This window comes from Streptomyces coacervatus, assembly GCF_029223485.1.
Lineage (GTDB): Bacteria > Actinomycetota > Actinomycetes > Streptomycetales > Streptomycetaceae > Streptomyces > Streptomyces coacervatus.
Genome location: NZ_JARHTP010000013.1, coordinates 297,199 through 320,792, shown reverse-complemented (window position 1 = coordinate 320,792; position 23,594 = coordinate 297,199). Strand labels below are relative to the sequence as shown.

At 69.3% G+C, this 23,594-nt stretch carries 22 protein-coding genes and 1 pseudogene; 3 read left to right on the top strand and 20 right to left on the bottom strand.

Features of this window, described 5'->3' with window-relative positions:
• Positions 1-9: 9 nt before the first annotated feature.
• The 3 genes from P2Q00_RS30615 to P2Q00_RS30605 all read right to left on the bottom strand — a co-directional run bounded on the left by P2Q00_RS30615 (position 10) and on the right by P2Q00_RS30605 (position 2,845).
• On the bottom strand, positions 10-1,536 hold the full coding sequence (locus P2Q00_RS30615) for an esterase/lipase family protein (protein ID WP_275776449.1): 1,527 nt from the start codon (positions 1,534-1,536) through the stop codon (positions 10-12).
• Positions 1,537-1,609: 73 nt separating this feature from the next.
• Positions 1,610-1,795: a hypothetical protein gene (locus P2Q00_RS50840; RefSeq protein WP_338059359.1), complete on the bottom strand. Its 186-nt coding sequence runs from the start codon at positions 1,793-1,795 to the stop codon at positions 1,610-1,612.
• A 108-nt stretch (positions 1,796-1,903) separates the two neighbouring features.
• Positions 1,904-2,845 (bottom strand): NADP-dependent oxidoreductase, encoded by a 942-nt coding sequence (locus tag P2Q00_RS30605; RefSeq protein WP_275776504.1) that lies wholly within the window; start codon positions 2,843-2,845, stop codon positions 1,904-1,906.
• 100 nt (positions 2,846-2,945) lie between these two features.
• Here P2Q00_RS30605 and P2Q00_RS30600 point away from each other — a divergent pair, with 100 nt between their 5' ends.
• Positions 2,946-3,359: a winged helix-turn-helix transcriptional regulator gene (locus P2Q00_RS30600; protein WP_275776448.1), complete on the top strand. Its 414-nt coding sequence runs from the start codon at positions 2,946-2,948 to the stop codon at positions 3,357-3,359.
• On the opposite strand, the gene P2Q00_RS30595 is transcribed toward P2Q00_RS30600, so the two are convergent.
• The 12 genes and pseudogenes from P2Q00_RS30595 to P2Q00_RS30540 all read right to left on the bottom strand — a co-directional run bounded on the left by P2Q00_RS30595 (position 3,349) and on the right by P2Q00_RS30540 (position 17,522).
• Positions 3,349-4,794 (bottom strand): DUF6177 family protein, encoded by a 1,446-nt coding sequence (locus P2Q00_RS30595; RefSeq protein WP_275776446.1) that lies wholly within the window; start codon positions 4,792-4,794, stop codon positions 3,349-3,351. The two genes, P2Q00_RS30600 and P2Q00_RS30595, sit on opposite strands and share 11 nt — an antisense overlap.
• Complete coding sequence (gene eccCa / locus P2Q00_RS30590; protein WP_275776445.1) at positions 4,791-8,807, bottom strand: type VII secretion protein EccCa; 4,017 nt, start codon at positions 8,805-8,807, stop codon at positions 4,791-4,793. Before eccCa ends, P2Q00_RS30595 begins: the two co-directional genes overlap by 4 nt.
• On the bottom strand, positions 8,804-10,336 hold the full coding sequence (locus tag P2Q00_RS30585; protein ID WP_275776444.1) for a hypothetical protein: 1,533 nt from the start codon (positions 10,334-10,336) through the stop codon (positions 8,804-8,806). Before P2Q00_RS30585 ends, eccCa begins: the two co-directional genes overlap by 4 nt.
• Positions 10,337-10,360: 24 nt before the next feature.
• Positions 10,361-11,710 carry an EsaB/YukD family protein gene (locus P2Q00_RS30580; RefSeq protein WP_275776442.1) on the bottom strand — a complete coding sequence of 450 codons (1,350 nt, stop codon included), beginning with the start codon at positions 11,708-11,710 and terminating at the stop codon, positions 10,361-10,363.
• Between the two features lie 13 nt (positions 11,711-11,723).
• Entirely contained in the window at positions 11,724-12,026 is a 303-nt protein-coding gene (locus tag P2Q00_RS30575; protein WP_275776440.1) for a hypothetical protein, read from the bottom strand.
• Positions 12,027-12,093: 67 nt separating this feature from the next.
• Complete coding sequence (locus tag P2Q00_RS30570; RefSeq protein WP_275776438.1) at positions 12,094-12,480, bottom strand: immunity 49 family protein; 387 nt, start codon at positions 12,478-12,480, stop codon at positions 12,094-12,096.
• Between the two features lie 131 nt (positions 12,481-12,611).
• Positions 12,612-12,710, bottom strand: a pseudogene (locus P2Q00_RS30565) (hypothetical protein); the annotation flags it as partial.
• A gap of 212 nt (positions 12,711-12,922) precedes the next feature.
• On the bottom strand, positions 12,923-13,942 hold the full coding sequence (locus tag P2Q00_RS30560; RefSeq protein ID WP_275776435.1) for a hypothetical protein: 1,020 nt from the start codon (positions 13,940-13,942) through the stop codon (positions 12,923-12,925).
• Positions 13,939-16,344 carry an ICP22 family protein gene (locus P2Q00_RS30555; RefSeq protein WP_275776433.1) on the bottom strand — a complete coding sequence of 802 codons (2,406 nt, stop codon included), beginning with the start codon at positions 16,342-16,344 and terminating at the stop codon, positions 13,939-13,941. The genes P2Q00_RS30560 and P2Q00_RS30555 overlap by 4 nt, the downstream gene beginning before the upstream one ends.
• Before the next feature lie 2 nt (positions 16,345-16,346).
• Positions 16,347-16,745 (bottom strand): DUF6507 family protein, encoded by a 399-nt coding sequence (locus P2Q00_RS30550; RefSeq protein WP_275776432.1) that lies wholly within the window; start codon positions 16,743-16,745, stop codon positions 16,347-16,349.
• A 60-nt stretch (positions 16,746-16,805) separates the two neighbouring features.
• Positions 16,806-17,117, bottom strand: a complete 312-nt coding sequence (locus P2Q00_RS30545; RefSeq protein ID WP_275776430.1) for a pore-forming ESAT-6 family protein — start codon at positions 17,115-17,117, stop codon at positions 16,806-16,808.
• Positions 17,118-17,189: 72 nt separating this feature from the next.
• A complete protein-coding gene (locus tag P2Q00_RS30540; RefSeq protein ID WP_275776428.1) occupies positions 17,190-17,522 on the bottom strand; it encodes a hypothetical protein in 333 nt (110 codons plus the stop codon).
• 393 nt (positions 17,523-17,915) lie between these two features.
• Here P2Q00_RS30540 and P2Q00_RS30535 point away from each other — a divergent pair, with 393 nt between their 5' ends.
• On the top strand, positions 17,916-18,644 hold the full coding sequence (locus tag P2Q00_RS30535; protein ID WP_338059358.1) for a helix-turn-helix domain-containing protein: 729 nt from the start codon (positions 17,916-17,918) through the stop codon (positions 18,642-18,644).
• Here the strand turns inward: P2Q00_RS30535 and P2Q00_RS30530 are convergent.
• From P2Q00_RS30530 to P2Q00_RS30510, 5 genes are all read right to left on the bottom strand, one after another.
• A complete protein-coding gene (locus tag P2Q00_RS30530) occupies positions 18,628-19,128 on the bottom strand; it encodes a P-loop nucleotide/nucleoside kinase family protein (protein ID WP_275776425.1) in 501 nt (166 codons plus the stop codon). The genes P2Q00_RS30535 and P2Q00_RS30530 overlap by 17 nt on opposite strands.
• A gap of 376 nt (positions 19,129-19,504) precedes the next feature.
• The gene (locus tag P2Q00_RS30525; RefSeq protein ID WP_275776424.1) at positions 19,505-20,605 is read right to left on the bottom strand and encodes an MBL fold metallo-hydrolase; all 1,101 of its coding nucleotides are present in this window, start codon (positions 20,603-20,605) and stop codon (positions 19,505-19,507) included.
• A gap of 50 nt (positions 20,606-20,655) precedes the next feature.
• Positions 20,656-21,165, bottom strand: coding sequence for a carboxymuconolactone decarboxylase family protein (locus P2Q00_RS30520; protein WP_275776422.1), 510 nt, complete (start codon positions 21,163-21,165; stop codon positions 20,656-20,658).
• 40 nt (positions 21,166-21,205) lie between these two features.
• Entirely contained in the window at positions 21,206-21,724 is a 519-nt protein-coding gene (locus P2Q00_RS30515) for a VOC family protein (protein ID WP_275776421.1), read from the bottom strand.
• 56 nt (positions 21,725-21,780) lie between these two features.
• The gene (locus P2Q00_RS30510) at positions 21,781-22,773 is read right to left on the bottom strand and encodes a quinone oxidoreductase family protein (RefSeq protein ID WP_275776420.1); all 993 of its coding nucleotides are present in this window, start codon (positions 22,771-22,773) and stop codon (positions 21,781-21,783) included.
• 124 nt (positions 22,774-22,897) lie between these two features.
• On the opposite strand from P2Q00_RS30510, the gene P2Q00_RS30505 reads away from it, so the two are divergent.
• On the top strand, positions 22,898-23,593 hold the full coding sequence (locus P2Q00_RS30505) for a TetR/AcrR family transcriptional regulator C-terminal domain-containing protein (protein WP_275776419.1): 696 nt from the start codon (positions 22,898-22,900) through the stop codon (positions 23,591-23,593).
• Position 23,594 lies beyond the last annotated feature (1 nt).

Sequence of the window (23,594 nt, the reverse complement as noted above, 5' to 3'; positions counted from 1 at the left end):
GTGCGGGTCTCAGCTCGCGTCCGTGGGATCGAGGGCGAGGACGAGCTGGGTGAGGGGCGGGGTGCCCTCGGTGGTGATCCGGATCCGGTACAGGCCGGGGGCGGGCAAGGTGACAGAGGCGGCGACGTTTCCGTCGTACCAGCCCAGCCGCCCGGTGCCGATGCGCCGGTCGGTCCCGGCGTCGTGGACCGAGCAGGCGATTCCGGCGTGGCTGTCCAGTTCCTCCCCGGGTGCGGGCGTCAGACGCGCCAGCCAAGGCGTGCCCGCGTCCACGCAGTCGGGCAGGTCCAGGCCGAGGCCGCCGGCGCCGAGAGCGGGACCGCGGTCCCGGTCGCGCTCGGTGAGGACGGCACGGACGTGGGCGAGGGCGACGCCGTCCTTGGCCAGGGCGCCGTGCTGCAACGGCAGCCATGTCTCGGCCACGGTGGCGGGGAGCGTGGCGGCGTCGCGGTACACGGTGCCGTCGCCCGCCCGGTCCCGGCGCAGGGGGATGCCCGTGGCCGGATCGCGCGCCAACTCGCCCTCGCCGTCGCGCTCGAAGGACACGTACTGCTCGTACACCACCCCGCTGTCCAGCCGCAGGCTCTGCGCGGTGGGCTGGGCGACCCCGACGACCGCCCGGTGCCCGGGCAGGGCGGGCGCGCCGGGTGCACGCATGCGTCGCTGGAACTCCTGGGCCTGCGCGGTCAGTTCCTTGTCGCCGCCGAGTCCGGCGACGTCGGACGGGGTGAGCCGCAGCACGTCCCCGCCGACGTCGACGCACCGGTAGTCCGGCAGCAGGTCGTGCACGCCCGGCAGGGTCGCCGCCAGGGCCTGCATCCGGCGCCTGGGCAGGGCGGGCAGCGGGTCGGAGCGGTTGCCGCCGAGGATGACGGCGGCCTTGACCGAGCCGAGGAACGGTGTTCCCAGCGTCACCACACAGCGGGTCTCGGTGACCAGCTCCGCGGCACGGGCGAACGCGGCACGTGTGACAAGGCCGCCCATGGAGTGCGCGACGAACACCAGGCGCGCCTCCCGTTCGCCGGGGTGAGCCCGCCCGGCCGCACTGCCCCGCCAGGCAGCGAGGTGGCGCTGTGCGGCCTCGGCCAGCAGCGCCCCGTTGACCTCGACCGGAAGCCGCCAGTCGTAGGCGAACTCCAGCACGGCAGCCTCATCGGCCACCGTGTCCCGTACGGTCTTCACCAGCTGGTCGTAGGGTTCCAGACCGTGCAGAAACGGCGCCCAGGCCGGGAAGCGCAACAGCCCGGCGGGCTCGACACGGCCGTAGCGCCCGGAGCGTTCGTCGTCGTCCAGATGCAGCGGCTTCAGCCCCTCACTGCGCCCCCGCCACGCCGACACCAGCGGGCCTACACCCTGCAGTCCCCATAACGGCCGCCGGTCCCCGTTGGTCTCCCGCAACGCGCTTCCCATGATCCCCGGCACCACGATCACCGCGTCGCGTGTGATGTCCCGGGCGATCGGCGGCCGATCCATCCACGGCCCCGGCAGCTGCGCCGACGAGAGCTGTGAGCGGTGCGGCGTACCCCGAGGCGTCATATCAGGGAACTGTAGCCAGCGCACAGGGCGACGGGAGCCGAAAAGCCAAGTCCGTAGGCGCACTTGGAGCACGTCAGTGGCGCGCTTCGACCGCCGTCGGATACCCCCGCAGTATCGCCTTCGCCTCCTCCAGCAGATCCGCGTCGCCCCGGGTGTTCGTACGGCGCTTGTGCTCGCGGTCGGCCGCTCGATCGTCCACACCCACGCTCCGACGGCCACTGCCCTCGCCTGCGAGCTCGACGAACTGGCCTGCGTGCACGACCAGTTGCTCACACTCGGTGGCGCAGTCCCCCAAAGCCACGGCGTAGATGACCGACCACCAGGATGTTCGGGACGGCGCAGCCCGATCACGCCTCACGCGGTCCGTTCAGACCGTGATCGCAAGCTTGCCCTGGACGCTGCCCGCAGCCAGCACCTCGTGCGCATTTGCCAACTTCTCCAGGGGGAAGACCTGCTGCAGGTGCACCCGCAGCTTCCCAGCCTCGACCAGCTCGGTCAGTGCCTCCAGGCCGGCCGGGTCCGGCTCCACGCCGACCGCCGCGAAGCGAAAACCGGACTGCTCCGCCAGCTCCGGCAAGGTGGTGCTGAGCCGCTCCACGGCCGTCACCAGCACGCCGCCCTGCCGCAGCACGCCCAAGGAACGCTCGGCGTTCCCGCCGCCCAGGGTCTCCAACACCACGTCCGCCGGCGCGTCCCGGAGCACCTCGGTGTAGTCCTGGGTCCGGTAGTCGATCAGCTGGTCCGCGCCCAACCCGCGCAGGAAGTCGTGCTTGCCCGCGCTCGCCGTGCCCACCACCTCCGCGCCGAGGTGTTTGGCCAGCTGCACCGCGATGTGCCCGAGTCCGCCGCCCGCACCATGGATCAGCACCCGTTGCCCGGGCCGCAGCTGCGCGATCTCCACCAGTGCGTGCCAGGCGGTCAGGCCGACCAGCGGCAGCGCCGCGGCCTCCTCGTGGCTGATTCCTGCGGGCTTGCGAGCCAACTGCCGCGCCGGGGCGACCAGGTACTCGGCATTCGCCCCGGCAGCGGCCGGGAAGTACGGCATTCCGTAGACCTCGTCGCCGACCTTGAACCGGTGCACACCCGGATCGACCTGCTCGACCACCCCGGAGGCGTCCCAGCCCAGGACGAATGGCGGCTCGCCCAAGAGCGGGAAGGCGCCGGAGCGGACGAACAGTTCCACGGGGTTGACGCTGGTCGCCCTGACCCGGACCAGCACCTGCGTCGGTCCTGGGGCCGGCTTGGGGGCGTCGTCGACGAGCTCCAGCACCTCGGGGCCACCGAAGGTTTTCTGGGTGATCGCACGCATCGTCATGCACTCCTGTTCGGAAGGTCGCTTGGGATGTCCCCATCCTCGGCGGGCCGGTATCCGTTGAACAGGAGGCACTTGAAAGGTATATAGGTACCTCATGGGTACTACTGACAACCTGCGCTTCTACGGCGGCGCGGATGCGTATCTGGCCGCCTGCCCCTCGCGGCAGATCCTGGACGTACTCGCCAACAAGTGGACCATGCTGGTCATGGGTGCACTGTCCGGAGGCCCGATGCGCTTCGGAGAGCTGCGGCGCCGACTGGACGGCATCACCCAGAAGATGCTCACCAAGACCCTGCGCACCCTGGAGCGGGACGGCCTGGTCACCCGCACCGTCTACCCGACCATTCCACCCAAGGTCGAATACGCCGCCACCGAGCTGGGCGAGAGCGTCACCGCGCTGATGCACGCGATCCGCGCCTGGTCGGAGGAGAACATCAATTCCGTCCTGGACGCCCGCGACGCCTACGACGTGCGAGCCGCCCAGGAGGTACAGCCGGTCACGGCCTGATCGCCTTCGGATCGGCGGCTTCGGACTCAACGCCGGAGCTGTTCTTGAGGTGATCGGCGAGGTTCTGGAGTGCCGTCCAGGCTTCGGCGTCGGTTCCGTCGCCGAGCGGGTAGTGGAGGGCGGGGTAAGAGGGCGAGCCGAGCTGGCGTGGTTTTGTTGCGAGGGGCGGGCGGCGTGCGTGGGTGAGGCCGATGGTGCGCACGTCGCGTGGGCCGAGGGTGAAGGTCACCGGGAGGGGTGGGGCTTCCAGGTGTGCGGGCAGGGTGAGGTCGGCGCGGGCGGTGCGCAGGGTGGTGAGCATCGTCGTCAGGCTGTGTGCGTCGACCAGTGTTGCGGCGAGGGATTCCAGGGTGTCCAGGGGGACTTCGGCGGGGGTGGCGTAGCCGAGGGTGAGGGTCGTTTCCTCGGCGACTCCTGCGGTGGTGCGGGTGATGCGGTGGGTGGCGATGGCGGGGTGGTCGGAGTTGCCGGTGGCGATGAGGTGGGTCGGGGCGGGGGCTCGGTCGCGGGCGAGGTCGGTCAACTGGCGTGGTGACCAGCGGAGGTTGACGGGTTCCGCGGTGCCCCAGGCGGCGGGCGGTGCACCGGTGAGGTGGCGCCAGGCTGCTTCGAGGGCGCGGCCGAGTACGAGGTCGGTGTCGGGCGGGTGCACCGTGCGGAAGGAGACGGTGAGCTGCCGCTGCTCGGCGGGTGTGCTCGCCGCCGTGAAGGTGTCGGCGACGGTGGTGCCGGTCGGCGCGAACGTGCCCTCCTGCCAGGTGAGTTGTACGCCGGAGAGGCCGTCGTAGTAGCCGCCCGCGGGGTCCTGGATCACCCAGCGGTTGGGTGCGCCGCTCAGTGCGGTGCGCAGGGGGAGGGTGAGGCGGACGTGGGGCGGTGTGACGAGGTGGAGGGCACGGTTCGCCTGTGCGGTGGCGCGCAGGATGTCCGACAGCCAGGCGGTGAGCGGGACGAGTGGGCGGTCGGCCAGGACGACCGCGGTGGAGTCGGTCAGGACGTCGACGACCGGGAGCGCCGTAAGGGGTGTCTGCGGCTGCTCGTCCGTCGAGTCGTCCGGGATCGGGACGCGCGCGGTGTGTGCCGCGCCGGGCGGCCAGCTGGTGCCGCCGAGCAGCGTCGTCAGACGTCCGCACACGGAGCCCGCGAGGGCTTCCGCCTCGGGTACGGCCGTGGAGGCGCGGGTCTCGGTCCACCAGAACGGGGGCTCGGGTGCGGCGAGTTGGGGGCCGAGGAGGCGTTCGGCCTCGCCGGGCACGTGGACGAGCAGCGGGGATTCGATGGAGACCAGCGGGCGGCCGGCCGCCGTGCACAGCTGGGTGACCGCGCTGTCGTCGGTGGCGGTCAGGTTCAGGTCGGGGCCGCCGGCGTGCAGGGCCGCGAGGAGCGAGCGGGTGTCGGGCATCTTCGGGGTGAGCGCGATGACGTCCTTGGTCACGCCGGGGTCTCCAGGGGGTCGGTCTGCGATCCGAGCCCTACGAGGGCCGTCTGGATCAGCTGGTGGCGGCGGCCCCGGCGGACCAGGCTGCCCCGGCCCGGCGGCTGCGGAGAGGCGTACAGGCCGGGGAAGAGCTGGCCTTCGGTGCGGTCGCCGGTCATCACGAGCGCCGTCGCACCGGTTTCGCGCAGAGTCGTCAGGAACGGCTCGTACAGCGCGCGCGAGGCGCCCGCGACGCGGCGGGCGACGACGAAGTGCAGTCCGATGTCCTGGGCGGAGGAGATGTACGGCAGGAAGGGGTCGAGGGGCTGTTGGCCGGCGGTGGTGAGGATGTCGTAGTCGTCGATGAGGATCACGATCCGCGGCCCGGTGAAGGCCGGCTCGTCGCTCACCACGTCCGGGTCGGCGGTCTCTGGGAGGCGCTTTTCCAGCTCGGTCGCGATGCCGGTGGCGAGGGCGGCGGACAGTTTCGCGTTGTGCGCGTAGCCGCCGCGGTACGGCTCCGGGATCACGCCGCGCAGACCGCGCCGCGGGTCGAAGACGCCGAAGACGAGCTCCTCGTCGCTGTATCGGTCCACGAGCGCGCGGGAGATCAGCTGGAGGAGGTTGGTCTTGCCGCACTCGTTGTCGCCCAGGACCAGCAGGTGCTGGTCGGTGCCGAACAGGTCGAGGACAGCGGGGGACAGGGACTCCTGGTCGACGCCGATCGGTACCGCGTGCGGCACCGCGGCGGGAGAGGGCAGCCGCTGTGCGGGCAGCCTGGTGGGCAACACCCGTACAGGAGCGGCCAGTTCGCCGTGCCAGGTGGCGCGCACGGAGCGCGCGGCGTCCTCCAAGGCCGACCCCAGATCGGTGACTTGGTCGAGGGCGTCGAGGCGCGGCAGGGCGACCTGCGCGAACAGTTTGCCGTCGGTGAGGGCGCGGCCAGGGGTGTCTGCGGACAGGGTCTCGGACAGTTTGCGGTCGACGGAGGAGTCGGCGGGGTCGTTGAGGCGCAGTTCGATCCGGCTGCCGAACATCGACTGCGTGGCGATGCGCACGTCGTTCCAGCGGAGCATCCCGGCCACGACGTGGATGCCGTAGCCGCTGCCGCGTTTGAGGAGGTCGGCCACGTCGTCGTCCAGATCGGCGAACTCGTCGCGCAGCGCGCCGAATCCGTCGACGAGCAGTACGACATCCGTTGAGCCCAGTTCGGGCAACTCGCCCCGGTCGCGCAGGGCGCGCAGCTGGTCGACGGAGTCGATGCCGTGCTCGCGGAAGACCGTCTCGCGCTCGGCGAGCATGGCGCGCACCTCGGCCACCGTGCGGGCGGCGCGCTCGTGGTCGGCGCGCCCGGCGATCCCGCCGACGTGCGGCAGCCCGGACAGCGCGCTCAGACCGCCGCCGACCAGGTCGAGACCGTAGAGCGCGACTTCGCGCGGTGTGTGGGTCACGGCGAGGGACAGGGCCAGGGTGCGCAGCAGGGTGGTCTTGCCGGACTGCGGGCCGCCGATGACGGCCGTATGTCCGCCCGCCATGTCCAGGTCGTGCACCCATCGGCCCTGCCACTGCCGTGCCGGGTCGTCGAGTACACCGAGCGGAACCTGCAACGCGCTCTTGTGGCGAGGGAGTTGCAGCCCGTCCGCCGACGCCTGCACCGGGCCGGCCGCCCCGGTCAGCGTCACCGCGTCGGGCAGCGGCGGCAGCCAGATCCGTCGTACCGGCTCGGCCGCTCCCGTGAGTTGGTCCACCACAGTGGACAGCACGGTGGGCCCGCTCTCCCGCTCGCGCGGGGCGGCCACGACGTCGTGACCCGCCGACCTGATCGGCGTCTCCACTGTGTTGTACGCCGGATACACCCAGGCCGACGGCTCGTCGTCGGCGACCGCATCGCGCAGCACGGGCCCGCGGCGGGCGCCGGAGACGAAGCCCGCCTTGAACCGCGTATACGTGGATGTGTCGACCTTCAGAAAGCCGAAACCCGGCAGCGGCGGCAGGTTGAAGGCGTCCGTGGTCTCCAGGACCGTACGTGACTCGTCGGCGGAGAAGGTGCGCAGCCCGAGCCGGTACGACAGATACGTCTCCAGGCCCTTGAGCCTGCCGCCCTCGATGCGCTGGCTGGACAGCAGCAGATGCACCCCGATGGAGCGGCCGATGCGGCCGATGGAGAGGAACAGGTCGATGAAGTCCGGCTTGGCCGTGAGGAGTTCACCGAACTCGTCGATCACGACGAACAGGTGCGGGAGCGGTTCGAGGTCCGGGCGGGCGGTGGCGCGCAGCGCCCGGTAGTGCCCGATGTCGGCGATGTTCCCCGCGTCCTTGAGGACCTGCTGACGGCGTTTGATCTCGCCCGCCAGCGAGGTGTGCACGCGCTCGACGAGACCGGCCTGGTTCTCCAGGTTGGTGATGACGCCCGCCACGTGCGGCAGGCCCGTGAACGGGGCGAAGGTGGCACCGCCCTTGTAGTCGACCAGCACCATCGCCAGATCCTCGGGTGGGTGCGTCGTCACCAGGGCGAGTACGAGGGTGCGCAGCAGCTCGCTCTTGCCGGAGCCGGTGGCGCCCACGCACAACCCGTGCGGTCCCATGCCGAGTTCGGACGACTCCTTCAGGTCGAGCAGCACCGGCTCGTGCCGGTCGTCCAGCCCGATCGGGACCCGCAGGAAGTCGCGGTCGCCGCGCGGCGCCCACTGCCGCCCCAGGTCGAGGGCGGCCAGATCGTCGATGCCGAGCAGCTCCGGGAAGTCCACGGCCCCGGATACCGGTGTGCCGTCGGCGGCTGACTCGGGGGACAGCCGCAGCGGCGCCAGCATCCGGGCCAGCCCCTCGGCCCCGGCGGCGCTTACCGGATCCAGGACGCCCGAGACCCGTACGACGTGCTCGCCCCGCAGATCGTCGACGGTGACCTGGTCCCCGTCGACGGTGATCCGCACGGCGACCTGGTCGGGCTCGTGGACCTGCTCGGCGAGTAGATGCAGCACGGTCACTCCCATGTCGCCGAGGGCAACGGCCGTGTCCGGGCGGGGTAGTTCGGCCGCGTTCTCCCCGTACTCGTCGCTCACCACCAGCAGTCGGCTGCCCAGGCTCAGCGCCGAGCGGTCGGAGAGCCCGCGCCGCACCTCGGCGGCGTACGAGGAACGCTTCTTCAGATCGCCGGCGACGACCCGCGCCAACTGAACGAGATCGGGCGCGATGCGCCGGGCGGCCACCGGCCCGTCCAGCTCGTCCGGATGCAGGACGTGCGGCAGCCACTTCGCCCAACCCCACTCCGCCATCCGCTCCCCGGGCACACCCAGCGCGAGCGCCAGGTCGTCGGGCGCATGGGTGACGGCGGCCTGCACGAGCAGCGCCCGAGCGACCCGCAGGACACCCTCGCGGTCGCCGATGACGCTGACATTGCCCGCACGGTCCAGCGGCACCAACAGCGGATGATCGGCCGTGACCTGGAACCGGGCCTGCAGCGCCCGTGCCTCGTTCAGCATGAACGGGTCCGGCGGTGTGAGCACCCCGCCCGTCGAGTTCTGCCCGACCACCACGTCCTGCACCGGTATGTCACCGACGCCGATGCGGACCCGCAGGAAGTCGGCGTCCGTGCGCCGCCGCTCCCAGAGCCGCGCCGGATCGCGCACCAGGTCGTACAGGGCCGACGGGGGAGGGTTCAACTCCCGTGCCGCGCGCCGTCGTTCGCGCTCGGCGGCGCCCAACTCCTCGCGCAGCTCCTCCAGATACTCCAGATACCGTTCGCGCTGCACCCGCCGCTGCCGCTGCGCCTTGCCGCGCTGCGACAGGAACAGCGCCACGGCCCCGAGCAGCGCGATGACCAGCACGACCGCGCCGAGGCCCGCGAACTGGCTGGAGCGGATGACCGTCATCATCACCACGGACGACATGACACCGGCCATCGGCAGCAATGCGGTGGCCGCGCCGCCCATCTTGCCCTCGGGCAGGTTCGGCGGCGGCTCGATGGTGCGGGCCTGGGGCGAAGGCAGCGGGCGGGTGGCCCGGGCGGGCCGGTGGACCAGATGCTGCGTCATCGAACCCGCACCGCCCGCTGCAGCGCCTGTGCCGCGAGCTGCGTGGCGGCGCGGCGGGTGGCCGAGCCGAGCAGTTCCGTGCGGATGGGTCCGCCGGCCGCGAGATGCCGGTCGTAGGGCAGGTGCACGATGGTGACCCCTGTTTCACGCAGATGCGCTGTGGCCGTCTTCAGGTCGAGGTTCAGATCGGGTGTGCCCGAGGTGAGGGCGACGACGGTGGACGCGAGGGCCTCGTGCGGCAACTGGGCGAGCCAGTCCAGGACTATGCGCGTGCCGCCGACGCCCTCCGCGGTGAGCGGGGCGACGACCACGCGGCCGTGTGCGGTGTCCATGGCGGTACGGGCCACTTCACCTGGCAGCGCCTCGCAGTCCACGACCGTGACGGCGAAGTAGCGGCGCAGTGCCAGCGTCACCGTGCGGTAGGAGCGGATGTCCAGCGGGGCGCCGAGGCGTCCCTGGCTCGCGGGCAGCAGCCAGCCGCCGCCCGTGACCGGCACCAAATAGCCGGTGATGTCGGTGAGTTGCATCGACGGCGTGAGGATGTGGGCCAGCTCGGCGCACGACCAGCGCACCGACTCCGCGCCGAGCCGCACCGGCAGCGTGCCCAGCGCGGCGTCCGCCTCCAGCGCCAGTACCGGGTCGTGCCGGTAGTGGGTGAAGGTACGGGCGAGCAGCGCGGCGGTCGTCGTCTTGCCGACGCCGCCTCGGATGGACGTCACGGCGATCACCCGGCCCGTGGTGACCGGTTGCTGCAACTCCCGGGCGATCCGCGTCTCTTCGGTGACCTCCTGCGAGGCCGATGAGGTCAGGCGCCGGATCGATTTCCCGGTCCGGTGCGCCATGGAGTCGCCGTGCAGTGGCTTCCCGAGCGCGAGAGCAAGTCGCGGGTCGAGGGTGGGGACCGACTCTGGGGTGGGGAAGGGAAGGCTGGGGCCGGCGGGGCGGTGGCGGACCGCTGGTGTGCCGCTTGCCTCGGGCCGGGTCGCCGGAGGCCTGGCGGGGTGGGCGGCCGGGGCGCCTTGCCCCTGTGGGTTGAGGCCGGGCTCGGGCGGGGACGCGGGCATCGCCGGGGCGGTGGTGGGGAGTTGGGGGAGCCGGGGCCGAGGCCCGCCGGCATCGGGGCGCGGCTGCGCAGGCATGGGTAGGGCGGTGGCGTCGGAGTACGGCAGGGCGTCGGGATAGATGGGACGAGGCGTGGCCACCGGCTGCGGGACCTGCCCCGGCAGCTGCGCGGGGTTCTCCGGCCGATGCCGCGGTATCTCACCGGGGGTTGCCGCCGACCCGGCGTGCGGGGGAGACGGCTGCCCCGGGTTGGGGCGCCGATCGTCCGGGTGACGGGCCGGGAGCGGAGCCGTGGCGCCATCCCCCTCATTCTCCCTCTGGCCCGCCGAAGCACCGTGCCCGGTCGTGCCGTGCTCGGTCGTGCCGTTCGCATTCGGCGCAGCGTCCGGACCGGCCGATGCCGGCGCACCGCCCCGCAGTTCGCGCAGCACCTCGTCCTGCCAACCGCCGCCCTGAGCCCCGGTCATCCCTGCCGCCTCACGCTCTCACGCTCACGCGAAGGTGCCGAGCAGCCGCCCGTACACCCCGAAGACGCCGATCACCAGCGGGAACAGCGCGATCACCCCGACCGACTCGAGCACGTCGCCGAACCGGCGCAACCGCACCCGCACATGCTCGGGCGGCTGCACCACGAGCACGGCCAGGGGCACGATCGCCAGCACCACCAGCGCCGCGAGCGGCCCGGCTGCACCGGACCGCTCCAGCCACACCCAGGCCAGCCGCACCGCCACCGCCGCGGCCGCCACGAGCAGTGCGACGACCTCAGGGACCAGCGGATACGCCCGCGCCCGCAGCGCGAGCACCAGCGTGACGGCCATCGCGAGCAGCACCGTCCACACGGTGGCCGTGCGCACTACGAGCACACCGGCGACGGTGGCGGACACCGCCGTCACGATCGTCGCGAGCGTGAGCCCGCGATGCGTGGCCGCGAGCGCCGTCGACACCTGATAGCGACTCACCGATGCGCCGCCCGAACGCCGGTCGTCGAGCCCCGAAAGCCCGGACGCCATCAACGCAAACCGAGGCAGCAGCCCCAGGACGACCACCGACACGACAGCGAGCAGCGCACCGGCCCGCCCCGCCGACTGGACGGCGAGCGCAACCTCCCAGCACAGCCCGCTCCCAACCAGCGCGGCAGCCCCGAAGACCCCGCCGCGCCCGAGCGGCGAGCACCATCCGAGCAGCAGCAGCGAGACGGCCGTCACGCCGGCGACACCGGCCAGCCGCACCGCGCCCGACCAGCCCTGGGCGTCCCCCAGGCTCCACACCCCGAACACACCCACGGCGCCACCAGTGACGACGAGTGTGCCGGCCAGCCCGCGCAGTCCGGCCCGGCCGAACGCTGCACCCGCGGCTGCGGCGAGCGCGGCGACAACGAGCAGCACGGCACCCACGGTCTGCGCGGCGAACGCCTGCCGTGCGAGGAAGGAGGCGGCCAACGCCCACCCGACCGTCGCGCCCCCGGCGACGACGCGTCGCGCGGCGGGCCGCCACCGCCAGGCCCGCATGTCGAGATCGTCGGCGGCCTCGTCGGTCACATCGTGGACGACCGGCGCGGACGGGGCGTCCTCGACGCGCACCAGCCGCAGCACCGCACCGTCCGCCACAGCCGCCGACTCCAAGGTGGCGTCCGGGTCCAGAACACTTCCGTCGCCCGCCACCAGATGACGTGTTTGCGGCCGCGTACCAACCCGATCGTCCAGCAGCCGCATCACCTCGGGAAGCAGCCGCCCGATCGGCTCCTGCGACGGCAACACAAGATCGACCCGCCGCCGCTCTCCCACCAGGGTGACCCGGCTCAACGCCAGCCCCGTACGGCTCGATGCCCCCGTAGATATCACGCGTTCGAACCTATCACCGGGCAGAAGACGCACCGGTCGGTGCTTGGGTGGGCGGTGAGGACGGGACCATGGTCGAGGTCCCGTACGGGTTCGAACTCTGCCCGCTCTGCCCAAGAACCCGATGCGAAACGAACGACCACCCCACACACCCGGCACACAACACCGCAGCGATCACCACACCCGCAAACACCTTGCCCAACCGCTCATCCACGGTCCGCCGCTGGCGCTGCCCGCCGAACAGCACGGCATCCCGCAGCCGACGCCGCCGGACGGAGACCGACTCTAGGAGCTGGCTGTCGTAGTCCTGGGCTGACATGTATCGATTCCTTGTAGGTCCAGGGAGCGGATGTCCGGCGGTTTCGGCGTGAAGGTCAGCGACATCATCAATGCCGCACTGGTGGGGTAGACCGGTGAACTGGGGGGCAGACCGTCAACTTGCCTACCCATTTACGTGCGAGGAGATTCTTCGGAAGGTAGTCGGACTCCTCGTTGATAGTGAAGCCTGCATCGTATGCCAGGCTCGCGATTGCCAAGGGGCGGAGGGCTACGGAGCCACCAAGGTCGTTCGCCCGCTTTGCGTCAGCGGTCCAGTAGGTCTTGTGGAGTTGCAGCGCCTCGACCAAAGCGGCGTTGAAGGTTTCATGGTCCCTGAGTAGAAAATGGTAGAAAAGATCGATCGGCGGGTAGGGGATGTTCTGGAGAAGATCCCGGGGAGCAATTGTTGCGACTTCCGGGTAAGAATTTTCGATTGCGGCGGACAACTTTTGCACATGGGGATGAGTACGTGTACCACTGGGTCGACGCGCTGCAGACGTACTGGCTTGAGGGCCCAGGACTGGTGGAAAATGACGGCGAACCAGAAGACGGTGAGCCAGTTCCCCGCGTTGGCGTAGAACTGCGGCCCCGTTGCGGGGAGCGAGCGCACCTCGTCGATGATCCGGCACTCCACGATGCCCTCGGTCGTCGCTGCCGCAGCAAAAGCGGCATGACCGACCTGCATGGCCCATACCGTGGCACGCCATGTTTCGGGCTCAGACGCCTTCGGATCGATGACGCGACGGGCTTGCACCTGCATGAGGGCTTCGCTGAGGGCGAGTCCGAAGACGGTGGTCGAGGTGCCCAGACTTTGAACGGTGTCTTCCAGCTCCTCGGCTAGGTCCAGGACGTCGGCCCCGTCCAAGGTGCTCGGCCTGGCGTGTCGTGCCGCGCTCGTCACCAGCTGCCTGAAAGTTCTTCCAGGGAGTCGAGGGACGGGGACGATCGAGGCTCCCTCTCCGGGATGTGGCCGATTCCGCCCTGAATGGGTTGCTGGGCAAGCCAGCTCAAGGCATCCAATGCCGGGAGCCCCAAGCGATGTGCCTCACGCAACTGCATCACACACGCCCGCCCTGCCGCGAATGCCCGCTCGCCCGCTGCGGTCCGGGGCTCAAAGCCAGCGGCGTTGTCCGCCTGCGCTGCCCAAACGTAGCCCAGGATCTGACCCGTGTCGTCCTGCACGGTGAAGTAGTACACGGGGTTCTCGGTGGTCTCCGAGTACTCATCCTCGGAAGCTGGCAAGGAAGACCGGAGCCGTCGTGACCGGGCGGGGATCTCGAATGTCCCCCATGCATCGATGTATGCGGGCCCTGCGATCCTGATGTCTTCGAAGCCGGTCTCGGTAGGCGTCGCATAGCGGTTCTCGTCACCTGGCGTGGGAGCGCAGCCGAAAAGCTCCGAAACCTCTTTCAAAGCGAGCGCGAGCCGTGGGGCGTTCTCGCCGTACGTGGCGATCTGTTCACGACCGCGCGTGTCCATCGTCAGCCAGGCGTCCGAGTAAGTCTCCAGCGTTACTGCCACGAGACTACGCTTCCAGACGTCGGCCTGAATGGTGAAGAGCTGCTCAGCACGATGCCGCGCTCCTGGGACCGACCACACGCCAGGGCAGCACATGCGGACAGCGACGACGAAGTCACCCTGCAGGGAATCGACTTGGGATGCGGCACGGGACAACGCCGTGTGGGGCGCAAGCGGCTCCTCTTCCAAGGGGAGCCCGGTCTCCTCGAAACGGATATCACGCATGTCGCCCACCGAACGCACAGTGACACTGACCTCGGCGACAGGAGTCGCGATGCCTACCCTGGCCAGGACGTTCCAGACCGCTGCGGCGACTTCAACGGCGCGCGAGGGCTGGACGCTGGGGTCGTCGGAGGTGGCCTCCCAGGTCCAGTCACCGATCGGGTCCGTCGTAATCACAGCATGTCCTTAGGGTCGGTCTTGGCGTCAGGCGGGATCACCAGTGTGCCGTCTTTCAGGCGTACGACAAATGTGATGCCTTCGCCCTTCGGGCCTCGCCCGCCGTTATGTATGTCCATGAGGGCGTCGTAGGACCCGTTCGACATCCAGTCGGCGCGCGTTCCTCGACCACCATCTACCAGCATAATGCGGTGATCAGCTTCGGTCCTCGCCAGTTGCAAGAGATACTTGCCCCTGGTGATTTCGGAGACCTGATCCATGGGGTTGTTGAGGTGCTTCATTTGATAGGTGTACACCGCTCCGGACTCGTCAGTGATGCGGATATCCGCATCTGCACCAGCCGGTATCTTGTGTTCGAAGTCGATGGCGTGCGGAGGGATTCCACTACGGGCCAAGTCGTCGGCGAAGAGAATTTGGTCAGCGCCAGGCTGGAACATTCCTTCTTTGCGCGCGCCCAACGATGACACGACTTGACCGAAGCCCTCGCTCTGATTGAAGTGTCCTGAGGCGATGACATCGGCAACCTGCTGGCCGTTGGGTTCTGAGGCCAGGCGTTCGAGTGCTCGATCCAGGACATCTGGCTTCGGCCGCTGTTTGCCAGGAATTCCCTTGATGGCGTCTCGGAGTTGCTGCTCGGTCTCGCCACCGCGCACCATGGGCTTGTAGTCGTGCGGCTGCTCTGGAAGGGCGTTCGGACCATCGGTCAGGTGGTGGCCGCTTGGCGGCAATGCGCCGCCGTGGTCTCCAGCATCCGGTCCCGAAGCTCCGTGGTCCCTGGACGGGATGGGTTCGTGGCCAGTCGGCGTGTGATCCCCGCTGGTTTCAGGACCGCCAGAGTGGCCGCGACCGGGTGTAGTCGGCGGCTCGTGGCTCGATGACGCACCGTGCGCCAGGTCGTGGGCCGCATCGCCATTAGGCAGGTGGGATGAGGTTCCAGCCGGGGGGTGCACGGATGCGCCAGGCGAGTTGTCGCCATGAATTGCGATGGGTTCGGGGATGCGAACCCCCGATGGAGGTGTGTGCGGGGTGGAGTCCAGGGTTGTACGGTCGTCGGCCGACAGTTCCGTCTTGGCCTCCGTGGCATGTTGCCGGAGGCTGCCGTCGGCGTTGAGGATGTGGCCGCCGTTGGTGAGATAGACCGGGTTGCCGTTGGCATCGATGTACTCGATGGCACTGCGGGGCACGGAGACGGGGCGTTCCCGCAGGGGCAGCGGGTGTTCGGCGGGCGTATACCTCTCGCCGGCGTTCGCCATGTCCAGGTAGGTGCCGGTGTGGAGGTTCTTCAGCGTGGCGAAGGTGTCGCCGACCTTGACGAAGGCGAACTTGCCCACCTTGCCTACGTAGGTCATCGGGTCGATGGCTCGGCCGACCTTGCCTGCCACCGACAGGGCGCGGGCCGCGGCGCCGGCCTTGCCGGCTCCGCTTGCCGCGCTGCCGATGCCCTCGGTGCCGGCCACGGTCAGGACGTTGAAGCCGAATGCGCCGGCCGCGCGGGCCGGGTTGGTCTTCCACTGGTCGTAGGCGACGAACCCTTTCGTGGCCTGTACGTAGACCGTGCGCGAGTCACGCAGCCAGGAGGGCTGTTTGTCGGCCGGGACCAGCCACCAAGCACCGAACGTGCTGGTGGTCAGCACGCCGGCGGTACTCAGTTTGGCGAGGTTCTTCCAGGCTTCGCCGGCCGCGTCCCCGCCGTCCGAGCCGAACAGGGTCCCCACGCCGTGGATCGTGCCGATCACGCCGTCGTGCCAGACCCCGTCCCACACCTGTTTGCCCTGGTGGACCAGCCAGGACCAGCCTTCGTACTCCCGCTCCACCGGCGCGCCCCACGGGGTGGCCTGCGCGTGGTCGAGGTCGTCGGCCTGGTAGCCGTACATGTTCTTGCCGTGCGAGCCGTCGTCCGCGGTCAGCTTGGTGCCGCCGATCAGGGCCATGATCTTGTTGTAGGCGGTGCGTTCGGCGGCCTCGAAGGCGGCGACCGTGTGGTTGACGTCGTGCCACAGGTCGTTGTTGTGGTCGACCTTGTCCTGGTCCTTGCGCCAGTCGTCGCCGGCCGGCAGCGAGTTCACGAACGCGGTGGCATCCGCCTTCAGCGCGTCCAACTTCCGCACCAGCGGCTGGACTTCGAAGCTGTAGTCCGACAGGGCCGTGGTGACCTTCTCCAGGTCGTCGGCGAACGCGTCCGACTTCTGCTTCACCGGCAGCGTGGTGGCAAACAGCTGCTCCGCCTCCGGTGCGTGGTAGAACGCCGACAGGCCCTGGAACTCGGTGTGCACATCCGAGCCGGACGCCCGGAACTGACCCGCGTCCGCGGTCAGCAGCATCACATCGGTGTCCAGCGTGGCCAGGTCGCCGATGAAGTGCGGGATGCCGGACGGGTCGATCAGCTTCGCCTCGTCGCCCACTGCTACCGGCCCTCCGTACGACGGCCCGTCCCGCCCTCGCCCGGCATGTGCACCGGTGGCTCCTTGGCCGCCGCCCGCTGCACGTTGCCCGCCTGTTCCAGAGCGCCGGCCAGGTAGTGCTGGGTGGCCTCATCCGCGCCGTGCAGGGACTTCGAAGTCCGCTCGGCGATGTACAGCAGATCCCGGCCCCAGTGCTCCGCGAACTGGCCCAGTGCCGAACCGACCAGGCCGGCCGTGCTGGTGTAGGGCCCGTACTGACTCGTCAGCGTCCCCGCCGCGGAGGCCGCCTCCTCAAGATTGCCTTGCATCGCCGAGCCCGCGTCCGACATGTCCTTCGCCGCGGTCCCCGTCCTGGACAGCACGCCGTACACCCCGGCCGGATGGATGTCCCACCCCGTCACGGCATTCCCCCTCGTCCCCGTACCTGCCGGGCATCCGCCCGTCGTGCGCCTGTCGCCGGGTCAGCCGATGTTGTCGACGGCCGCCTTGGCCTTGGCCAGGGTCGACTGCGCGGTGCCGTCGTTCTGCTCCAGCGTCGTACGGACCAGCCGGATGATCTCGCGGACCTCGCTCGCGGCGCGGTGCCAGCGGACCTCCTTGCCGTGGTACTCGTCGGCGACGCCGTCCGCGGTGAAGTCGGCCATCGCGGCCTTCACCGCGCGGTCGCGGTCGGTCAGCACCCGCTCCAGCTGGCCGATGACGCTCGCGAGGCTGCCCTGGACCTCGACGGAGGCGCCGGTGTCGTACGAGCGGCGATCCTGGTTCTGAGCCATGATCTCGTTCCCCCTTGAAAACGGTGACGGTGCAGGCGACTTGGCGGCTTGGCGGCTTGGCGGCTGCGGCGCTCAGCGCGCGCCGAAGCGGGCCGCGTCGAAGTTGGCGGCGCCCATGTTCTGGTGCGCGTTGTCGCCCAGCTCCACATCACCGGAGCCGAAGGCGGTGTCCATGCCGGACTGACCGCCCAGGATCGCGCCGAGCGAGCCGTTCAGCTCGTTGGTGATCTCGTCGGCATGCGCCTTGAACGCGTCGAACGCGGCCTTGCCCGCGCCGTTGAACTTGCCCTCCAGCGGCTCCGCAGCCTGGATCAGCAGCCTGATCAGCGTGCCCAGGTCCTCGCTCGAGCCGACAGTGCTCCTGCCGAGATCCGACAGGGTCGTCGAGCCCATGTCGAACTTCATCAACCCACCCCCGTAAGCGTGTTACGCAGTACTGCTGCACGATCGCCGCGGCGTGATGGTGTGTCACGCACGCCTCACAGCTCGTCGAACATCCTCTCGTGTCACACGTTGCAGGCGCAACGCAGAAGGGGGCGAAGTGGCGTGATCTAGTTCATGAGAGGGCGAGAAAGATGTGCGGGGTGCACTGCCCTGGTCCGAGCGGACCGCTCATACTGCATCGTGCATCGCTAACGGTGCCGGGTTTCGGTGGTCCTCTGTGCCCCCGAAAGCAAGGGGTTCAACGTGGTCCCGAGACGGTGGGCCATCGCTAGTGCTCTGACCGGCAAGGTTCGCCGGGTTGGCCGTCGTGGCGGTTGGATGCGGGGAGACGTCCGTTCCAACTGCTGGGGTGTGGTGGCTGAGCCTGTCCGTGTCCGCAGGTTGACCGACCCAGAGGGGCAAAAGCGGAAGCAGATCGTGCGCCGGGGCAGCACCAGTTCGGTGCGGTATCGGCGCGCGATGATGCTGTTGGCCCCGGCCGGCGGGAATCGGGTGCCGGTGATCGCGAGGCTGGTCCGGGCCGATGAGGACACCCTCCGTGACGTGATTCACCGGTTCAACGAGGTCGGGCCGGCCTGTCTGGACCCTAAATGGGCGGGAGGCCGTCCCCGCCTACTCAGCATTGACGACGAGGACTTCGTCATCCAGTCGGCCACGAAGGGTGCCGCGAACACCCTGTCCGCGCTGAAGTCGATCCGGGCAGCCCGCCCGGACGGTGCCCCGATCTACGTCATCCTGGACAACCTGTCCGCCCACGATGGCGACAAGATACGGCGCTGGGCGACGAAGAACCGGACCGAGTTGTGCTTCACCCCGACCTACGTGTCCTGGGCCAACCCGATCGAGGCTCACTTGGGTCCGCTACGGCAGTTCAGCATCGCCAACCCCAACCACCGCAACCACACCGCACAGACTCGGGCCCTGCACGCATGTCTGCGCTGGCGGATCAAGAACGCCCGCCACCCCGACGTGCTGGCCGCCCAGCGCCGCGAACGTGCCCGCATCCGCAGGCAGAAGGGCCTCCGCTGGGGCAGGCGTTCCCAGCCGACCGCACGGCTTCAGGCCCTCAAGTCGATTGCATGAAGACCTGCTCACCTTCCCCATGCGGTTCCTCGAATTTATCCAGGTAGCGGTTGAACAGCTCCTCATTCACTGTGACGGAGTTGGCGCCCTCCTCGCCGTTCCGGGCCTCAAGGCGACCACCCAGCGTCGCCCGGTCCGCCTTGAGATGGACCAGTTCCCAACGGCAGCCGTGGCTCTCAACCAGTGCCTTGTAGTCATCCCGGGCGGCGCGACTCCAGAAGCTGTAGTCCACTACAACGTCGCGACCGGCCAGCATCAGCTCGACCAGCTGCTGCCGCTGCTCGCGGCGGACCTCCTCCTTGAGCTCGTCGAACGCCGCCGCCTCCAGTACCAGTCCGGCGTCGCGCTGCCCGAGTCGTTGCCAGACCACCTCGTCGATCGAGAGTCGGACATAACCGCGTCGCACCAGTTCCATCGCGTAGGTGGTCTTGCCCGCCCCCGGAAGACCACACATCAACACCACCGTGCTCACATGCTGCGTCACGGAGCCAGATTAGCGCCGAAAACACACCTTCCTCCGTGGCGAGGAAGGCCGTCATGTCAACTGGAGCAGACCCCTGCCGCAGCCCCAGCCAACCCGGCGAACCTTGCCGGTCAAAGCACTAGGCAGGTTTGATATACCGTCGCGGCACCGGTGTTGGCGCGTGGACGCGACCGGCTGCCCGGCCGCTCGCCGCCAGCTCTTTCCCTCAGCAGGCGGCTGTCCCGTCATGCTCGGCGCGGTGCACGTGATGGTGGAGCTGATGTTCTTTTGGCTTCGCACCGCCAACTCCCCTTCACATCAGTCCCTGACCCGGCGGCGCACCACCGGGTCCTGAGCGTCCTTGGCCACCGAACCGATTGGGGGGTGGCTCACCCCCTCATGAGTGCGCGATCGCCTTGTGAGTGAAGGTGGGCGACGTTCCCGGGTTGGCCCAGGATGCGGTCAGTTCGCTGGACGGGAAGAACTGCAGGAAGCGGGGGTCGGTTTGGGAGCGGTCGACCAGGGTCTTTTCGATGACCAGCGAGTTGTACTGGTCCACGGTCGTTTCGATGGTGTTGGCGTTCAAGACGACCTCCTGCTGCCAGGTTCGGGCCCAGCGGGCGATGCCCGGCATCTTCGAGTGCTCGGGGGTCAGGCATTCGGCGGCGATGACGTTTTCGCTGCTGGCCCAGATGCCGGTGGAGGTGTTGAGGACAAGGGTCTGGTTGCCCAGGACGTGCCCCGGGGTCTCGACCACCGCGACGCCCGGGCCGAGGATCAGTGAACCGTCGACGGCGAGGAACGCGTCCGGCCGCACGTCCTGATACGTCTCCGGCTGGTACCAGGGCTGCTGCAGCGGGTGCAGCTGAGACATGGCCATCAGCTCGTGGCGCTGCACGATGACCTTGGCGTTGGGGAACGCGGGTTGCACGTCGCCGCCGAGGTCCGCCTGCGGGCGGACGGTGCCCACCCAGCGGCGCAGGTCTTGGGTGTGCAGGTGATCGAAGAGAAGGTAGTCGACGTCCTCCGGCTTGATGCCGAGGCGGGCCAAGTGGCCCAGGACCGTGCCGTGTTCGGTGGTCAACAGGGACTGCAGCGGCTTTGGGGTGCGGCGGATCAGCGCGGCGAAGTACGGCGTGTTCTGGCCCAGTTCGTGGTCGCTGGGCTCGAAGAGCAGCACCCGCCTGCGTCCGTCGCTCTCCGTCCACCGCACCACCAGCATGCGGTTGGTGATCGACAGGAACGGGGCGATCGCCCGACTGGCCCGGAACAGGCCGAACTTGGTCGGATACGGCAGCGTGATGAGGTCGCAGGTCGCGACGCTGTCCGGCGTACCGGTCGCCGTGAACTCGCTGCGGAAGACCTTGGCCTGATTGCGGGCCCACGCGAGTTTGGCGCCGTAGCCGCCGGGCACCTCGGTGAGGCCGTCGAAGGCGGTGACGCGGGTGCCCAGGGTGGGCATGTCGAGGACGTCGGAGTCCTGCCAGGCGAGCTTCATCGATCCTCCTGGACGATGTGAGCGGGGGCTTGGAGAAGTGTCAGCCGGGTTCAGTAGGGGGCCTTCTCGCCCTCGGTCGTCACGCCGAAGGTGTTGAGGAAGTTGCAGACCAGTTGGTAGAAGCCGACCGTGAGGACCAGGTCGGAGAGCTGCCCGGCGGTGAGGAACGCGAGCGCCTCGGCGCGGTCGGACTCGGTCAGGGTGTGCTGCACCAGCAACCGGTCGGTCAGGGAGAGGATCGCCGTCTGCTCCTCCGTCAGTCCCTCGGCCGAACAGGCACCCGCGGCGGCGATGCCGGCCTCATCGAGTCCGAGGAGGCGGCCGATGTTCTCGTGGTGGTGGATCTCGTACGGCGCCTTGTAGACGTGTCCGACCCGGAGGATGGCGAGTTCGCGCAGGGGATGCGGGAGGGCACCCTGGAAGATCGCGTCGGCCATCTGCAGGAAGGCGGGAGCCAGGGCCGGGGAGTGGAACACCATGCGGTAGATGTTGACGTTGGACCGCTCGGCGGCGATCTTCTGCAGGTCGGCGGGGAGTTCGGTCAGGTCGGGGTATTCCATGGTCTTCGGTCTTCTCCTTCGTTTCTTGCGTGCTGCGGTTTCAGCCGACCTTGTTGATGGGGTTGGTGCCGTCCCATGCGGCCGCCATCTCCCGTAGCGCGGCGAAGAGTTCGCCCTTGGCGCCGCCGATGTCGGAGATCTCGATGACCGTGCCGGGGTGCGTCTCGGTGTCGAGGTAGGCGAAGCGGCCGCCCTGGATCGCGCCCTCCTGGGCGACGGTGTAGCCGAGAGACAGGGCGCGGTCGTAGAGCTCCTGGTAGTCCTTCGTCCAGTAGGCGACGTGCTGCGCGCCCTCGTGCCCGGCGTCCAGGAAGTCCTTGTAGAGGGACGGCTCGTCGTTGAGCGGCTGGATCAACTCGATCTGTACGTCACCGGAGTTGGCGACTGCTGCGGCCATCTGCATGCCGGAGTCGGCACCCCGGTACTTGAACCAGTCCGTCTGCACCGGCTCCTGGTAGAACCACGGGCCGACGCCCTGGGCGACCCAGAAGTCCATGGCGGCGTGCAGGTCGCGGACGACGTATCCGATCTGGGCGATCTGCCCGAAGATGCGGCTCATGGTGCGGTTCTCTCTTCCTTGAGGACGGGCCGTGAGGATGGGTGTGGACGGGGGTGTCAGGACGCCGGCATCTCCAGCACGATCTTTCCGGTGGCCGTGTTGGAACGCATGTGATCCGCAGCCACCTTGGCGTCGTCGAAGGCGAAGACGCGGTCGACGACGGCACGGACGCGCCCTTCCTCCATGGCCGGTACGACATCAGCGCCGAGGGCGGCGCAGGCATCGGCGAGTTCGTCGGGAGTGCGCACGCTGAAGGTGGTGCCGAGAACGCGGAGCCGACGGAATGACAGCTGGTTGAGGTCGATGGTGGATTCGGCGCCCGCGAGCCGCCCGACGTTGACCACGGTTCCGCCGACACGTGTGGCCAGGAAGGTGTCGGCGAAGAGCTGTCCGCCCACGTGGTCGAGGGTGAGATCCGCCCCGGCGCCGCCGGTGGCTGCGGCCACGGCCTCGGCGAGGTTCTCGGACGACGTGTTGACGACGACGTCCGCGCCGATGGACTTCAGGGCGTCGACCTTGCTGTCGGAGGTGGTGGTCGCGATGACTTGGGACGCGCCGAGGGCCTTGGCCAGCTGGACGCCGATCAGGCCGACCGAGGAGGTGGCGCCGACGATGAGGACGCTCTGCTTCAGGCCGAATCCGCCCTGGGCGAGGGCGTCGTGCTCGGTCGCCAGCGCCACGGGCAGGGCGGCGGCGTCGGTCCACGACAGGGACTCCGGTACCGAGATCACATGCCGGTGGTCGACCAGGGTGTAGGAGGCGAAGGCCCCCAGGGTCACTCCCATGACCCGGTCACCGACAGCCCAGCGGCGCACGTCGTCGCCGATTGCGTCGACCTCGCCCGCGAACTCCAGGCCGGCGATGAACAAGTCGCTGGTCTTCGCCCTGGGGTTGTAGGTGCCCTGCAGCATGTACAGGTCCGCCCGGTTGACGGCCGCGGCCCGGACACGGACGCGGATCTGTCCCGGCCCAGGTTTTGGTACATCGATGTCCCGGACTTCCCACTCGGGTCCGGCGCCGCCCATGAGCGCCCGCATGGTGCTGGTCATCAGTGGTTCTCCGATACGACGTTTACGACGTGGAAAGGATTCTGTAAAACTTACGGTGTATGTACATCGTTTCCTCAAGCTAGACTTACGCAATAAGTCATGTCAAGGGTGGGAAGGGCGGCTGATGAAGGTTCGAGGCACCGGCCGGGGCAGGCGGCTCGGCCTGACACGGGAGAAGGTCGTCGAAGCCGCCCTGGCGGCGATCGACCGGGACGGCCCGGACTCCTTCTCCTTGCGGAGGCTCGCGGGTGAGCTGGGAGTCGAAGTGATGTCGCTCTACAACCACGTGCCTGGCAAGGACGCCCTGCTGGACGGCGTGGCGGAGACACTGCTGGGCGGGGTCGACCTGAGCGGCTCCGATGCGGGGACCTGGCAGGAGCGGGCTCGGGCGTATGCCGCCGCCTTCCGTGCGGCAGCTCTGCTGCACCCCAAGGCGTTCACTCTGGTGCTCACCCGGCCGACACAGTCGCCGGCCGCCCTCGAGAGCATCCGCTGCGCACTCGCGGGCTTTCCCGAACTCGGCCTCCCGCCCCAGGAACTCGTGCACGTGGTGCGGAGCTTCGCCGGATTCACCGTCGGCATGATCATGAGGGAACTCGGCTCGGCCATCACCGTCGGCGCGGTTGAACCGGACCAGGTCCGTCGACGGGTCGAAGAGATGGTGGCGGTCGGGGATCCGCTCCTGTCCGCTGCCGCCCCCTACCTTGCGGTGAGCGACCACCGTGCCGAGTTCGAGCACGGCATCGAACTGCTCATCGCCGGGCTGGCGGTGCGGGTCGGGGTGCCGTACGACGGAGGGCCGAGGGGGGAGCGCTCGTGAA

Excerpts from the sequence above, each read along its gene's own strand:
- P2Q00_RS30615 (WP_275776449.1), bottom strand. The coding sequence starts at position 1,536 with ATGACGCCTCGGGGTACGCCGCACCGCTCACAGCTCTCGTCGGCGCAG.
- P2Q00_RS30605 (WP_275776504.1), bottom strand. The coding sequence starts at position 2,845 with ATGCGTGCGATCACCCAGAAAACCTTCGGTGGCCCCGAGGTGCTGGAG.
- P2Q00_RS30600 (WP_275776448.1), top strand. The coding sequence starts at position 2,946 with ATGGGTACTACTGACAACCTGCGCTTCTACGGCGGCGCGGATGCGTAT.
- eccCa (WP_275776445.1), bottom strand. The coding sequence starts at position 8,807 with ATGACGCAGCATCTGGTCCACCGGCCCGCCCGGGCCACCCGCCCGCTG.
- P2Q00_RS30585 (WP_275776444.1), bottom strand. The coding sequence starts at position 10,336 with ATGACCGGGGCTCAGGGCGGCGGTTGGCAGGACGAGGTGCTGCGCGAA.
- P2Q00_RS30575 (WP_275776440.1), bottom strand. The coding sequence starts at position 12,026 with ATGTCAGCCCAGGACTACGACAGCCAGCTCCTAGAGTCGGTCTCCGTC.
- P2Q00_RS30545 (WP_275776430.1), bottom strand. The coding sequence starts at position 17,117 with ATGGCTCAGAACCAGGATCGCCGCTCGTACGACACCGGCGCCTCCGTC.
- P2Q00_RS30540 (WP_275776428.1), bottom strand. The coding sequence starts at position 17,522 with ATGAAGTTCGACATGGGCTCGACGACCCTGTCGGATCTCGGCAGGAGC.
- P2Q00_RS30525 (WP_275776424.1), bottom strand. The coding sequence starts at position 20,605 with ATGAAGCTCGCCTGGCAGGACTCCGACGTCCTCGACATGCCCACCCTG.
- P2Q00_RS30520 (WP_275776422.1), bottom strand. The coding sequence starts at position 21,165 with ATGGAATACCCCGACCTGACCGAACTCCCCGCCGACCTGCAGAAGATC.
- P2Q00_RS30515 (WP_275776421.1), bottom strand. The coding sequence starts at position 21,724 with ATGAGCCGCATCTTCGGGCAGATCGCCCAGATCGGATACGTCGTCCGC.
- P2Q00_RS30510 (WP_275776420.1), bottom strand. The coding sequence starts at position 22,773 with ATGACCAGCACCATGCGGGCGCTCATGGGCGGCGCCGGACCCGAGTGG.
- P2Q00_RS30505 (WP_275776419.1), top strand. The coding sequence starts at position 22,898 with ATGAAGGTTCGAGGCACCGGCCGGGGCAGGCGGCTCGGCCTGACACGG.